The organism is Burkholderia sp. WTPI3 (assembly GCF_021483755.1).
Taxonomy (GTDB): Bacteria; Pseudomonadota; Gammaproteobacteria; order Burkholderiales; family Burkholderiaceae; genus Burkholderia.
In genome coordinates this window covers 15,164-29,890 of sequence record NZ_JAGIXF010000037.1, presented here as the reverse complement: position 1 = coordinate 29,890, position 14,727 = coordinate 15,164, and the positions used below count along the sequence as shown (strand labels likewise).

The following is a 14,727-nucleotide window of genomic DNA, read 5'->3' as shown; positions in this document are numbered from 1 at the left end:
TCGTCCTCTCTACAGGAGATTGGCTTGGCGGCCGTAGATCAATCCATCCACGGCGATCGCTCGCACCGTGCCATCGCTGGCGTTGTAGTCGAGCACGATCGCGGGGAGCTTCTCGGTTGCCTGCCCCGAAACCATCTGGCCAGCTTTTTCGGCATCGAAGGTGCTGAAGTGGCATGGGCACTTGAATTCGCGCGTGGCCGCGTCATACGAAACCGGGCAGCCCATGTGCGTGCACAACACACTGAACGCGACGATATCTCGCTGAGGGCCGACGCCGCCAGGCACGGGCGTGCCCATCTTGACGACGGCGCACGGCGAAGAGGCATCCGGGAAGGTGAAGGCGAGCGGGACGTTCTCTCGCAGTTGCCCGGCGCGGACAATCACCTTGGGGGTATAGGGCAAAGTCGTTCGCCCTGCATCCGCCTGGGCGGCCCGCGCTGACGGCGCGCCGGCAACGGTTGCCGCGGTGGCGGCTCCACCCGTGAGTTTGAGGAATTGTCTGCGGTTCAGACTCATGGTCGCCTCCGTGGCGGCATCGGACGAACGGGTCGTTTGAATGCGTGTCCGAATTGGATTCCGATCGAGGTCGTGACGACCGCAACAATTCCTTTGCAGTGCGGCGCACAAATTTCTATATTTATTGAATCGTTGGTTTTGGTGTAGGGCAAACCTTGAGGAATTTCAAGATGCCCGGATAGCCGGACACAACGATGCCGGGTATACAGGTAGATCGCGCGACCGGACATGCGCCTTGCTGGGCGCTCAGCGCGGTCGCACATGAGACTGCGCTATGCATCCCTTCCCGCCCAGAATGCTGACGTTACCTCGGCGCTGCCGCGAACAGAACATTTGAATCTTCAACTGTTATGTTGAATTCCGAAGGCTCGACACAAGACCTGCCCCCACGGGGGATGGATAGCTCGGTCACTTGTCTCACTCATCCCGTTGTCTGTGACGACTCAGGCCTTCTATTCTCCGCATATGGGCAAGGCTGGGGATACGCCGCAGTCAAACTCCCAGCAGCCGTCATCCGCGACAGGTTCGGTGTTACCACAACGACCCCTGATCGGCTGCTTGCCACATTCGAACTCCACAAGGTAAAAATCGCGCTTGCGATAAGTCGACGCGAGTTGCCCAGCCACGGCGAGCGCATCAAGCTCGACGCATCAGATTTCTAAAGCGATGGCCGTCAGGATCTACCAGGTGGATCAATTGGTCATCTTGAGGGTGCCGACGAAACTGGCATTCTGGACGACATCCCATCTGTTTTATGATCGTAATGATTTCGCCGCTCAAACGCGATGGGGCACGGTTCACCTCAACGAGCGAAGGTACTGGTGCAGCGTTTCGCGGCTGATCCCGTAATCGCGCGCGATCTGCGCCTTGCGTTCACCGGCGCCGCGAACCGGATGCATTTCCCCACTTCGGGCTGAGTCTGATGCGGCTCGGCATCTGGACGGCGAAGGCCTCCGCGGCAGCGCCAGGGTATGTCGTGTCCGCGACCGGGGCTACCACGGTGGCTCCTTCTGAAAATTAGAGGCCCTCGATCACCCTGCGTAACTTTGCCTGTACGCGCGCGGCCGCGTCCTTGAGGCGAGGATTGTCGATCGCCTGCATAGAGGCGACGGGGTCGATGGCAGCGACTTCCGTTCGCCCACCACCGATATCCTGGACCACGACGTTGCAGGGCAGCATCGTCCCGACCTTGTCCTCGATCTGGAGCGCCTCGTGAGCCAGGACCGGGTTGCACGCACCAAGGATGCGGTACCTGCGAAAATCGATGTTGATCTTCCTCTTCAAGGTGTCCTGGATATCGATTTCAGTGACGATGCCGAAGCCTTCGGCCTTCAGTACCTCAGTCGTACGGCGAACTGCGTCGTCGAAGTCGATCGGTAGCGTCTTGGCGAAATAATAATTCACTGAATATCTCCTGGTTGGTCCAGATGAAGCATCGAATATCGGACCCTATCGCCACGGCGCAGGGCGAGTCATCTCGGAAGGTTGGATAGAAACTCGGCGATCGCCTTTTTATCGCTGTCGCTCAGGGCTGCGGCGATCCCGCCCATCATCATGGCCTGACGCTCGCCGCTCGCGAAGCGGTTTAACTGATCGACGATATAGGCAGAATGCTGTCCGTTCAGGCTTGGGACATTAGCCATCATCGGCATCATTCCCATCATGGGCATGCCTGCTTGCGAGGTCGAGCCGTGGCACATGGCGCACGCGGGTACCCTTCCGGAACGCGCACCATAAAGAAAGATTCGCTCACCATCGGCCCTTAAGCGAGGGTCTTTGACCGGATCCGGATGCACCGACTGTTGACTAAAGAAGCTTACGGCGTCGGCGATGTCAGCGTTGGAGAGCGTCGCGGCGATGCCCGACATGACCTCCGAGCGGCGATATCCGTCCTTGAACGCCCAAAGTTGCGAATACAGGTAGGCGGCTTTTTGGCCCGCCAGTTTTGGGTATTGTGCGTTCGTGCTATTACCGTCGGCGCCATGGCAGGCCGCGCACTTGCTTGCTGCAAGACGCGCCCCGCGGTCCGCATCGTTAATTGCAGGACCAGAAGACTGGAAGTTCGGCTGCCCGGGAGGTCCGGGCGGGATTTGACCGAGTGCGAACGGCGCGCCAAATCCGGCAAATAGAATTGGCGCGCTTAGCCTGAACATAGACCCTCGCTTCATACACTGCCTTCGCCGCCTTGTCTTCGATCTGGCAATCCGTCTTGAGGGTAAGACTACGACGGCATTGACGATTGATTCAGATCAGCGTTTCGGCCGATCGACGGCTTACCGGTGCGGCAGGCGCAGCCCCTTGAACTCCACCACGAGGTTCGATCGCGTTCGCGGCGGGGGCCGCATTTATTTCGACGAAGCTGGCGGCCCCATCCAGTACTGCTGGTTCCACATCATATTGTTCATCATCTGCTGCTGCATGTTCAGATACTGGTCGGACATGTACTGGCGTCGCCGAAGCTGCTCGGGCGTCAGGTTGGAGTAGTAGCCGCCCATATGCCCCCAACCGCCCCCGCAACAGCCGGGGCCCGCTCCACCATCATCCCTGGCCCGCCCATCATTCCAGGACCGCCGCATCATGCCCGGCCCCATAGTCCGTGCATCGCGTTCATGGCGCTTTGCATTGTCGCCCGGTGCTGCTGCAAAAGCCGCTGCCGCTCTTGCGGATCCTGCGTCTGGCGGATCTGGTCCATCTGAGCCTGCATCGCTTTCATCTGCTCCTGGACTTGGGCCAGTTGCTTGTCGAATTCAGCGGTGTTTGGCACCTGAGCCGGGGTGGCTTTTTTCGTCTGCGTGCCTTGTGCCGCTGCGCTTGCTGGCAGCAACTGGCCGCTGAGAGCAAGGCCGGCGATGACGGCAACAACGAGTTTTTTCATGACGGATCTCCTGAGGTCGATCAATGGTCCGGCCGACTTGATAGTCCCGGCCCAATTTGGTAATAATCGTCGCTTTCGCGTTACCCGGGTTGATATGGATCAGCGCACGCTAATGCGGGCCGGCTGGCTGTAAGCCGTGCCGGGAGAGCGGTTGCCGTCACGGTTCTTTGCAGACCAGCTTGCCCAGGGGAGGATCGCTCCTTGGTTAGAGAGGCCCGCAAGCGGCGCGTGTCCGGGCTCAATTGGCTGGGCCGTCATGTCGCATGGGCCTTAACGTACGAAAAGTCCGTCTCATGAGCGCACGCCGATCCGCCTTATCCACGCGCCTGATGCGATCCGCGGACTGGCTCGCTGATCGCGACGCTCGGCATTAGGCGATCGGCGAAATCCGCCACCGGGAAGTCGAAGGTGCCGCGCAGATTGATACCCTCCAGAAACGTGGGCGCGATGCGCCGCAGGTATTCCGGTCGGACCGGCAATTGTCCAAGCGTCTCGATGCGGTCGACCGCCTGTTGCATGTGCATCGTGTTCCACGCCAGCACGGCGTTGGTCAACAGGCTCAGGGCCGATGAGACGGCCATGATCGAATGACGGTGCCGCGTGAGCTCAGCTGGGATCTTGCCCTGGTGGATCGCGCGCTGCACCGTATGTAGTGCTTCACCGCGATTGAGCACGTGCTGCAGTTCGGTGCGGAACGCGGGCATCGTGAAATAGTCGATCAGGAAAATCGTTCGGAACAGTCTGCCCAGTGCGACGCCGCCGTCGTATAGCGGCTGGCCGCGTGCGGCTGAACCGAAACGCGTCAGCGCCTGCACGGCTGTGCAGTGACCGCTTTGCACCGACGCGACAACGCGCACGAAGTCGTCCCAGATTCCGCCGATTGCTTCGAGCCGCACGTCGCAGTCGACGACGGCCGACAACCCATCCGGCACGGCAAAGCCAACCGGCACATGCAGGCGCCGATCACGCAGATGCGCGAGCCGCGGACAGAGATCGAAGCCGAGCGCGCGGGCCAGCCCCATTGCGAAGTCCGTATAGCCGTGCGTGTCGACGGCGAGCTGCGCCACGTCATCAGTCCCCTCCTGACGGATCACGCCTTCAATCGCGGCACCTGCCTGACGCTCGTTGAGAATGATCGGCTGGTCGTAAAAGATCCCCCAGCGGTCGCGCACATGCGTGTAGATGCCGATCGATGCGGTACGCCGGCGTGGATCGGCGCGTGCCTGCCACACGGTGCGGGTGGTTTCCAGCGACATCATGTCGGACGAAGCAAGATCGGCTCGCCCCCAGTGTTCGCCAATCGGATGGCGGTGCATGAACTCGAGCACCGCGTCGGCGGCTTGCCGCAACACACGTTCGTCGGCCACACGGTGCATCATCTGCCGGATCGCTCCGGACGAAAGCTCCGGCACCATGCGGGCGACTTCCGCGGCGGACATCGACGTGCCGTGGGCGAGCACGGCGGCGTAGACCATCAGCAGCTCGATGCGGGAGCGAGGTTCACGGCCCAGCAGTAGCCAGCTGAATCGGGTCTCGCTATCGATTTCCAGAATGATGCGCGGTAACTGCCCATCGGGATGCGTCCCAAAGATCGCGCGCCGCAACGCCTCGATGGCCGGCTCCGCTCGCTGTGCCGACGCTGCGTCGAGATGGATCGCCCTGTCGACACGAACCTCGCCGTGCACGGACGCCTGCTGCAGCCGTTCGAGTCCTTCGTTCAGATGCTCGCAGACCGGGGCGAGGAATTCCTCGGGATCCTGCGGCAGCTTCAGGTGGCCGTAGTAGTGATTGCGCTGGGCCTGCCAGATCGCATCGGGAATCAGCAGCGTCGCCTGGCTGCGAAACGCGAAGCTGTGCCCGACGAATACCGATCCGTTGCGCAGCGCGACCCGCAGGGCCGACAGGGTGGCCCACTCGAAGGCCAGCAAGGCGTTCGCACGGTCGTCGCCTTCCACGACGGCTTGCCAAGCCCGCCCGAGTTGGACCGGGACGTCGGTAGGCAATTCCCGCACGTGGCAGACGTACAGCGTTCGCAGCACCTCCAACGCGCCTATGACTGGGTGCGGGGCCTGTGACTCGAATGGCAGCGTGAGCAGTTTCGCCAGCATCGCCCGGGCGACGCGCTGCTTCGTCAGCAGCTGCGCTCGCACAAGGCTCGCCCGGCTTGGTCCGCCTTGCGCAAGCGTCGTGTCGGCCAATTCCACCAAACGTTCCGCGAGCGCATCGCGTGACAGGCACGTATCGACGGCAAGCGCCTTCACCTCGGTCGCGAAATGGTGCAACAGCGCCTTCAGGTCGGGTCGTGCCGCGTCGACCTTGGCGCGCGCCTCATTGACGATCTTGCGTTGCCAGCGGCTCAGCATCCAAAGCAGTTGATCGGTTGCGACGCACAACGCGTAGCGCACGAAGCATGCGGCCTCAAGCCGTCGAACCGGTTGACGGATGCGCTTGCTGACCGACGGCGGACGGTTCGCGCACCGTCGCGCGTAGTGACGTACCACCGCCTCGTTGCATTCGGCCGGCCAGTGGTCGTGGACGCCTAGTTTGGTCAAGCGCTCAATCTTGCGGAACAGGTCGCCCATCTGGTTCGTCGAGTTCCGTAGGGGCACGGACCAGAGCCACTGCTGGAGGCTTGCACCGCTCGCCTCGGGGCGGGGCAGTAGAACGCCCCACTGATCGAGCGTTGCGGTGCCGAACGACGCCTCGAGACGGTTCGTCAGCGCAGTTTCAACATCCTGCACGGCCTGAACGATGAGCGTGCGCAGCACGCGGTCTTGGACGATCAGGACTCTGTGGTCGTAAAACCACTGCTTGAGGTCGTACAGCGCCGTGCTGCGATCCTGCCGGCCGGACAGCCGCTCCTTGAGCCAGCGCACTACGTAGCGTCGCTGATGTTCGGCCATCGGACGAAAGCCGAGCGCCTTATACGCGAGCTTCTGATGGTCGGCAAGTGTATCGGTCCGGTCATCGTACAGCGCGCGCAAGGTGCCGAGATCCGGCGGCTCGATCCCGAGCTGTTCTCCCAGATGGTGCCAGAGCCGCTTCGGAACCTGTTTGTAAGCATCGAGCGTGCGCCCCGTCATGCGCACGAAACCGAGATGCAGTCCGACGGCCAAGCGGTAAAGATGTGAACGGCGGCCGTCGATAAGCGCGCGTTCCCGGGCCGAAAACGTAAAGAACGTATTGAGTTCGAACTCGGTTAGCTCATGCGGAAAGTGCCGCATGCCAAGATACGCCAGCCGCCAGTGGTCCATCGCGCGCATCCCTGAGCAAAGACGGACTGTGCAGGTTAGCGAGAAACCCGTCGACGGGCAATCCCAAATGGGGGACTGGCGATGCAACTGAAATGACAGATTGGCGTAACACGCTTGTATGGCTCCGCATGGCAGAGCTGAACCGACGCCGCGATCCGATACCCGTTGTGCCCGCATGGCGTGCTGTCGAACGACTCGGGGCAGCGAGGCGCGCCACATGCCCGCTTCCTCGGAGATTCGCGCCAAACATAGGGGAGCCATGCCAGCGAGGCCCGAACCTGCTGGCGAGCAAGAAAGGTTAGCGCTTACGTTTGATCATGGGTTACCTCAGTCGCCGTCCGCACCCGCAGAAATCGTTCCACTGGTACGACGGCGACCACGCCATCACCACCTGATTGCTCATTCGCCACCGTCACAATTTCCTCAATCAGCGCGTCGACGTTCTCGGCGGCCGTGAAGATTTCAATCTTGATGTGTTCGGTTGTCCAGTCGTTGGCAAAGAGATTCGGATGCGCACCAAATCCTCTTGCATTGGTGACCGTCATGCCGTGGATGTGCAGCGCGCCTAACCGCCGCTCGAGCACCGCGAGCACATCGGGACGCAGTACCGCGATCACACATTTCCGTTCCATCACATCCTCCGTTTCTGAATTGAACAGTCGCCCGGATGCGACACAATGTGCCCGCTGTTTTCTGGTCGGACTGATACGGGTTAGATGATGTCGTTCGCATGGTGGTCTCCTCGCACGACCGCGTGGCGTGCCGGCGTGCGGACAGAAGCCTGCGCGCCGGCCATCAATGCTTCGTCAAGAGCGCTTTTCGAGTTTCACGATCGTCAGGGTGCCGTTGACCTCTTCTACGCGCACCTTGACCTTGTCGCCTTCCTTGATCTGCTTGACCATCGCGAGATCCTTCGCCTTGAACGCCATCGTCATCGGCGGCATGCCGACGTTTTCCAGCGCGCCGTGCTTCAACGTGACCATGCCGGTTGCCGCGTCGACCTTCTTGACCTCCGCATCGGTGAGCGCGTTGCTCGATGACACCTTCATCGCAGGCGCTTGGGTCGGCATATCCATGCTGGCCATGTCCTTGCCGGCAAATGCGGGCATCGCAAAAACGGCTGCAAGGACGGCGGATGTAACAATCAGTGTCTTCATTGGACTTCTCCAGTTGGGTTGACGGGCACTTTCGTGCCGAAAGGTACTGCGTGGGGGAAACGGGCAGCATTGGCCTGTCGCGCGCGACGACGCTGCAACAGGAACCACGCTGCGGGAATAACGAACATCGACAGAAGTGGAGCCGTTACCATGCCGCCGACCATCGGCGCAGCGATACGCTGCATGACTTCCGATCCGGCACCGTGTCCGACCATGATCGGAATGAGGCCGGCGAGCACGACGGCCACCGTCATCGCCTTCGGCCGCACGCGCAGCACGGCGCCTTCGCGAATTGCGTCGAACAGCAGCGGCTCGGTGAGCGGCTCGCCACCCTCCAGCCGGCGACTGAGCGCGCCCTTCAGGTACAGCAGCATCACCACCCCGAACTCGGCGGCGACGCCCGCGAGCGCGATGAATCCGACCGATGTTGCGACCGACACCGCGTGGCCGAGTGTCCAGATGAGCCAGAATCCGCCGACCAGCGCAAACGGCACGGTCGACATCAGCAGCAGCGCATCGGCGGCCGAGTTAAAGGTCAGGAACAACAGCACAAAGATGACCACCAGCGTGACGGGAATCACGGTACTCAGCTTGGCCGTCGCGCGTTCCAGGTATTCGAACTGGCCCGACCACGCAATCGAGTAGCCGGGTGGCAGCTGGACCTGGTGGGCCACGACCGTCTGCATTGCCTTCACCGCGGACTGCAGGTCCGTGTTGCGGATATCGACGTAGACGTACCCGGAGAGCCGCGCATTCTCGCTGCGAATCATCGGCGGGCCGTCGGCGATCGTGATGTGTGCGACGTCGCCGAGCTGGATTTGCGCGCCGCGGTCCGTGACGACCGGTAACTCTCGCAGCTTCTCGAGCGAGTCGCGGATTTCGCGCGGGTAACGGATATTGATGGGGAAGCGCTCACGACCGGCAATCACCTCGCCGACGTTTTCGCCACCGACCGCTGATGACACGACCGACTGGATATCGGCCACCGACAGTCCGTAACGGGCTGCCGCGAGGCGGTCGATGTCCACATCGATATAGCGTCCGCCGTTCAGCCGTTCCGCGAGTACGGACGTCACGCCCGGGACAGCTTTGACGGCCGTTTCAACCTGCGTCGCGATACGGTCGATTTGCGTCAGGTCCGGCCCGGAAATCTTGACGCCCACCGGCGTCTTGATGCCGGTCGACAACATGTCGAGACGATTGCGGATCGGCGGCACCCATACGTTCGAGAGACCAGGCACGTTGACCGTCCGGTCCAGCTCATCGACCAGCTTTTCCGGCGTCATGCCCGGCCGCCACTGGCTGCGCGGCTTGAACTGGATCGTCGTCTCGAACATCTCGAGCGGCGCCGGGTCCGTGGCCGTATCCGCACGCCCCGACTTGCCGAATACCGTCGCGACCTCGGGCACGGTCTTGATGAGCCGGTCGGTTTGCTGCAGCAGTTCGCTGGCCTTCCCGGCGGAAATGCCCGGCAGCGCGGTCGGCATGTACAGCAGGTCGCCTTCGTCGAGCGGCGGCATGAATTCGCCGCCGAGACGCGAAATCGGCACGATCGTGAGCACCAGCGCAACCACGGCGAGACCAATGGCCGCCCACGGCCGGCGCAACGTCGCCTCGAGCAATGGACGATACAGCCGGATCAGCACACGATTGATCGGATTCGCGTTTTCGTGCGGAATCCGGCCGCGGATCAGGTAACCCATCAGGACCGGCACGAGCGTGACCGACAAACCGGCTGCCGCCGCAATCGTGTAGGTCTTCGTGAACGCCAGCGGCGAGAACAGCTTGCCTTCCTGTCCTTCCAGCGAGAACACCGGAATGAACGACAGCGTGATGATGAGCAGCGAGAAGAACAATGCCGGCCCCACCTCCGCGGCCGAAGTCGCAATGAGTTCCCAGCGCTGCGCGGCGGTCATCCGTGTATCGGGAAACTGATGGTCGAATGCTTCCAGGTGCTTGTGTGCGTTCTCGATCATGACGATCGCCGCATCGATCATCGCGCCGATCGCGATCGCGATGCCGCCCAGCGACATCAGGTTCGCGTTGACGCCCTGGTAGCGCATCACGATAAACGCGGCCAGCACGCCGAGCGGCAACGACAGAATCGCGACGAACGCGCTGCGCAGGTGAAATAGGAACACGGCACAAACGAGCCCGACGATGATGAATTCCTCGATGAGCTTGTCCTTCAGGTTGTCCACCGCGCGTTCGATGAGCTGCGATCGGTCGTAGGTCGTGACGACTTCGACACCGGGTGGCAGCGAGCGCTTCAGGTCGGCGAGCTTCGCCTTTACCGCATCGATTGTCTTCAGCGCGTTCTTTCCCGAGCGCATCACGATGACGCCGCCGGCGACTTCGCCCTGACCGTTCAGCTCCGCGATGCCGCGACGCATCTCGGGGCCGATCTGGATGCGTGCGACGTCACCCAGCAGCACCGGCGTGCCGGCGTCGTTGGTGCGCAAGACGACATGTCGGAAATCGTCGAGCGAGCGCAGATAGCCGGACGAGCGCACCATGTACTCGGACTCGGCCAGCTCGACGACCGAGCCGCCCGATGCCTGATTCGCCTTGCCGAGCGCATCGGCCACCGCGGCTTGCGTGATGCCGTACGCGCGCAGCTTGTCCGGGTCGAGCACGACCTGATACTGGCGCACCATCCCGCCAATGCTGGCGACCTCCGAGACGTCCGGCACCGCCTTCAGCTCGAACTTCAGGAACCAGTCGTTAAGCGCGCGCAGTTGTCCGAGGTCATGCTGCCCGGTCCGGTCGACCAGCGCGTACTCGTACACCCAGCCCACACCGGTCGCGTCCGGCCCGAGCGAGACCGTCGCGCCCTGCGGCAAGCGGCTTTGCACCTGGTTCAGGTATTCGAGTACGCGTGAACGCGCCCAATACTGGTCGGTCTTGTCGTCGAACAGCACGTAGACAAACGCATCGCCGAACGACGAGTACGCACGGATGGTCTTCGCACCGGGCACGCCGAGCAGGGTCGTCGTGAGCGGGTACGTGACCTGGTCCTCGATGACCTGCGGCGCCTTGCCCGGATACGATGCCTTGATGATGACCTGGGTATCGGAGAGGTCGGGCAGTGCGTCGAGCGGCGTGTCGGCGACCGAGTACAGGCCCCACCCCGTCACGAGCACGGTCGCGAGCAGCACCAGGAAACGGTTATGGATGGACCAGCGGATGAGTCGGGCAATCATTGCGGGCCTCCGACCGGTTCGACCTTAGTCAACTGGTAGCCATCGTCCGACTGCTTGAAGACGAAGCGCACCGTCTGTCCAGCCTTGACGTTGGGGAATGCGCTCGGCGCCGGCTTGTTGAATGCCATCGTCATCGCGCCCCAGCCGAGCGCCGGCACGGGTTGATGCGAGAACGTGATGTCCGCGGCGGTCACTTTCTCGACCTTGCCGGTGGTTTCGTAGGTCTGCGCAGCGGCGGCAGACGCAGACGCCGGCGCGACTGCGCTGGCCCCCGTACCGCCTTCCAGCCTCGGCAGCACGGACTTCAGGCTCGCTTCGGAATCGATCAGGAACTGGCCGGACGCGACGACGGTGTCGCCGTCGTTCAGTCCGCTCAGCACTTCGGTTTCGTTGCCGATGTCATTGCCCACGGTAACCGTCGCCGGCTGAAGCCGCCCGTCACCGTTCTTCACAATGACGACGGAGCGTTTGCCGGTCGTGATGACCGCTTCGGAAGGCACCAGCAGTCTCGACACGGCCTTCTGACCTGCAACGCGTACGCGCATCAGCATGCCCGGCGTAAGCTTGAGCGCAGCGTTGTCGATCTCCAGCCGCGCCTGAAGCGTGCGGCTCGTGGTGCTGATGCCCGGCAGGATCTCGCGGATGTGTCCGGCGAAGTGTTGGCTCGGGTCACCGGCGAACGTCGCGTCGACCGTCATACCGGGTTGCACGTTCAGCGCCAGGGCCTCGGGAATCTCGACGATGAGCCAGAGTTTCGACAGGCCCGCAATCTTCGCGAGCGTCTGGCCGGGCGCGACCATCGCACCATCGCGAACGTTCAGCTCGCTGACGACACCGGCTTCGGGCGACGTCAGCACGACGTGCGTCTGGGCTTTGCCGGTTCGGTCGAGGCTCGCGATGATGCCGTCCGGAATCGACATCGCGCGCATGCGCGCGCGCGACGCTTCAAGCAGGCTGGCGTCCATCCCGCCGCGCTGGAGCGCGAGGTATTCCTCTTGCGGTGCAAGCCATTCCGGGACGAACAGCGATGCGACTGGCGCGCCTTTCGCGATGCGTTGCATCGGCGCGTTCGCATACAGTCGGTCGATGTAGCCGGTGACGCGCGACTGCACGACATCCGCGCGCGATTCGTCGAATTGCGTCGTACCGACGGCGTCGAATCCGCCCGCCGTGTCCTGCCGGCGCACGGTTGTGTAGCGAATGCCGAGGTTCTGCTGCAGCCCCGGGTCGATCTTGATGCCGGAGGAGCCGCCGCCTTCATCCGCGTAGACGGGCTCCAGTTGCATGTCCATGAAAGGCGATTTGCCCGGCTTGTCGAAATGCTGGTTCGGCACCATCGGGTCGTGCCAGTACAGCACTTTCCTGCCAGTCTTGGGGTCAAGCTTGTCGCCTGACCAGGCAGCGACAGTCGAGGCTGCCGCAGCGGGGGTTGCCGCGTGCCGTGTGCCCGCAAAGTAGCCTGCCCCGAGCAAGGCTGCACCGGCGAATACAGTCAACACCGCGCGCACCAGTGGTTTCTTGGTCATGTCGTTCTCCTTCACTGAGCGGCGGCCATCGTTGACGGCACCACCTGATATTCGAGCTGCGCCCAGGTCTGCGACACCTCGCGCTTGAGGTCGAGCACCTGCAGCTGCGCTTCCAGTTGGGCACGGCGGGCAGCAAACGTGTCCGCGAGCGAGCCGCTACCCGCGCGATAGGCGGCATTCGCGAGTTGCACGCGCTGGTCCGCGGCGGGCAGCAACAACCGGCTCAGATTGGCGATGCGTTCGCGTCCGCTCGCCAGCGTCGCGGATTGCGTGCGGATGTCGGCCTGCACTTGTCGCAGCGCGTCGTCGTACATCAGCCGCGCCTTCGTGGCGAGCTCGGCTTTCTCGGCGACGTCGCGGTTCTGGCGGTTTTTCTGGTTCAGCGGCAACGGAATGGTGACGCCGACCGACACCATGTTCGAGTACGCACCGCCACGTTGCTGGTACGCGACCTCCCACGTCCAGTTCGGGCTGCGCTCGCTGCTGGCGACGGCGGTATCGGCTTCGGCGACCGCAATGTCGTCCGCGGCGGCCACGAGCGTCGGCTGCGACAGGCGCAGTTCGTCCAGTGGGAGCGACGACACGAACGACTCGGGCGCCGGCGGTTCGCCAGTCACCTCGGAAACGGGAGTGGCCGTCCAGCGTGACAAGCCAATGAGCGCGGTCTGATAAGCCTGTTGCGCCTTGAGCACCTGGTCCTGAGTCTGCGCGAGCATCGCCTGCGCTTGCACCACGTCGGCGGCGCTCGCCTTGGCGCCGCGATACGACGCCTTCGTCGCCGCGAATTCGTGATGCATGTGATCCAGCAGGGCCTGCTGCAGCGCGAGCGCCTGTTTCGCATAGACGGCGTTCAGCCAGGTCGTGGCGGTTTGCTGGCGCACGTTGGCGAGCTGCACGAGATAGCCGGCACGCTCGCGCCCGACCATTTCGTCGGCGAGCGCCGAGCGCAGCCTCCGCTTATCGCCGGATACCCATTCCTGTTCGATGCCGATACGGCGCATCGTCATGAAGTCCTGGCCGATGGTGAAGCGTTGCGGACCATTGATCGGTAGGTTGTCGATGCCTGCTTTAAGCATCGGATCTGGCAACTGGCCAGCTTTCACGGCCGCCTCCGAACTGGCGCGCACGGACGCCTGGGCGGCCTGCATCGATAAAGAGCGATCGGTCGCCGACTGTAGCGCAGCGTCCAGCGTGAAAGGCGCCAGCTGGGCGTGAGCGACGCCCGCGACGAGCAGCGCGGCAACCAGCGAGTGCACGCGCCGAGGAACACGTCGACGCAGCGGCGTGCCGAAAATGAATGGCATGTTCTAACCCCAAAGGCGAAATCCCATAGGGATTCCACGTCCGGCATAGGACGAACTTCACCGCAACTGCGGTGAACCTGTCAGCGAGGGATTAGACGAGACGCGGAGGTCGCCACAACCCGTTCGGGTCACGGACCGGGAGAGACTGGATGTAGTGAAAGACGACGGGCGTGCCGAACACCGCCGGTCGACTGATGTCGGCCTTGGCGGCCGGATGGTAGAGGCTGCCGAACTGACACTGGGCGGTCACTTTGCAGAACCCGCCCTTGGCCTTGGCTTTGTCGACGGACGATGGCTTCATCGAATCGCAGCCCGGCGCGTCGGCGGGCATGCCTGCGTCCGCATCCATGGACATGGTTTGCTGCATCGGACATTCACCGGTCAAGCCGCTCGCTGCCAGCCCACTGATGGGCAGCACCGCGCAGAGCAGCAACAGGATGAAGGTCCGGAGCAGTTTCATGGCGGGAATTATAGCTTGTAGCCCGACGCGATCGCGGTGGGTAATTGCACTACTTTTTGCAGGCCACGACCAGAACCAGATGGGCCGGCTTGAAACGCGATCGCCAAAGGGACCGTTGGACGCGGAAGAGGCCAATCAGAAAGTAACTGATTTCATTATGTATTGTTTTGGGGGCGGAGCGCTAACCGTTGTCGCAGCGAGGTCGTCCTACACCGGTAAAACGCACCGAAATCAAGGCAACCCCGATGCCGATGCCAGGCTGTGGCGCGAGCAATTCGACCAGCGCGCCGGCCGGCCAGCCGCCGCCCGGGAGTTCGGCCGTCAGTTCCGGATGGCCAGTGTCGACGCCGCGCACGCTCGAGCGAGCCAGTTGGCTGGCTCGCCATAAACTCGGATGGATTGCTTCTGGATGGGCGAGGGCGGGGTGCATGG

12 protein-coding genes and 1 pseudogene are annotated in these 14,727 nt (G+C 62.8%); all 13 read right to left on the bottom strand.

The window, feature by feature from the left end:
- Positions 1-9: 9 nt before the first annotated feature.
- A complete protein-coding gene (locus tag J7024_RS20445) occupies positions 10-516 on the bottom strand; it encodes an arsenate reductase (azurin) small subunit (protein ID WP_012464909.1) in 507 nt (168 codons plus the stop codon).
- Positions 517-1,313: 797 nt separating this feature from the next.
- Positions 1,314-1,415, bottom strand: a complete 102-nt coding sequence (locus J7024_RS37345; protein WP_327796267.1) for a helix-turn-helix domain-containing protein — start codon at positions 1,413-1,415, stop codon at positions 1,314-1,316.
- A 118-nt stretch (positions 1,416-1,533) separates the two neighbouring features.
- A complete protein-coding gene (locus J7024_RS20440; protein ID WP_012218065.1) occupies positions 1,534-1,920 on the bottom strand; it encodes a DUF302 domain-containing protein in 387 nt (128 codons plus the stop codon).
- 68 nt (positions 1,921-1,988) lie between these two features.
- Complete coding sequence (locus J7024_RS20435) at positions 1,989-2,669, bottom strand: c-type cytochrome (RefSeq protein WP_012218066.1); 681 nt, start codon at positions 2,667-2,669, stop codon at positions 1,989-1,991.
- Between the two features lie 422 nt (positions 2,670-3,091).
- The gene (locus tag J7024_RS37545; RefSeq protein ID WP_442861908.1) at positions 3,092-3,391 is read right to left on the bottom strand and encodes a hypothetical protein; all 300 of its coding nucleotides are present in this window, start codon (positions 3,389-3,391) and stop codon (positions 3,092-3,094) included.
- 314 nt (positions 3,392-3,705) lie between these two features.
- The gene (locus J7024_RS20425; protein WP_012218068.1) at positions 3,706-6,645 is read right to left on the bottom strand and encodes a Tn3 family transposase; all 2,940 of its coding nucleotides are present in this window, start codon (positions 6,643-6,645) and stop codon (positions 3,706-3,708) included.
- A gap of 305 nt (positions 6,646-6,950) precedes the next feature.
- Positions 6,951-7,277 (bottom strand): P-II family nitrogen regulator, encoded by a 327-nt coding sequence (locus J7024_RS20420; RefSeq protein WP_234745418.1) that lies wholly within the window; start codon positions 7,275-7,277, stop codon positions 6,951-6,953.
- 174 nt (positions 7,278-7,451) lie between these two features.
- On the bottom strand, positions 7,452-7,802 hold the full coding sequence (locus J7024_RS20415; RefSeq protein WP_012218070.1) for a copper-binding protein: 351 nt from the start codon (positions 7,800-7,802) through the stop codon (positions 7,452-7,454).
- The gene (locus tag J7024_RS20410; RefSeq protein ID WP_012218071.1) at positions 7,799-11,005 is read right to left on the bottom strand and encodes an efflux RND transporter permease subunit; all 3,207 of its coding nucleotides are present in this window, start codon (positions 11,003-11,005) and stop codon (positions 7,799-7,801) included. Before J7024_RS20410 ends, J7024_RS20415 begins: the two co-directional genes overlap by 4 nt.
- Positions 11,002-12,531, bottom strand: a complete 1,530-nt coding sequence (locus J7024_RS20405; protein ID WP_012218072.1) for an efflux RND transporter periplasmic adaptor subunit — start codon at positions 12,529-12,531, stop codon at positions 11,002-11,004. Before J7024_RS20405 ends, J7024_RS20410 begins: the two co-directional genes overlap by 4 nt.
- A gap of 11 nt (positions 12,532-12,542) precedes the next feature.
- Positions 12,543-13,835 (bottom strand): TolC family protein, encoded by a 1,293-nt coding sequence (locus J7024_RS20400; RefSeq protein ID WP_012218073.1) that lies wholly within the window; start codon positions 13,833-13,835, stop codon positions 12,543-12,545.
- Between the two features lie 91 nt (positions 13,836-13,926).
- Positions 13,927-14,295, bottom strand: coding sequence for a hypothetical protein (locus J7024_RS20395; protein WP_012218074.1), 369 nt, complete (start codon positions 14,293-14,295; stop codon positions 13,927-13,929).
- A gap of 199 nt (positions 14,296-14,494) precedes the next feature.
- A pseudogene (locus tag J7024_RS20390) lies at positions 14,495-14,725 on the bottom strand (translesion DNA synthesis-associated protein ImuA); the annotation flags it as partial.
- Positions 14,726-14,727 lie beyond the last annotated feature (2 nt).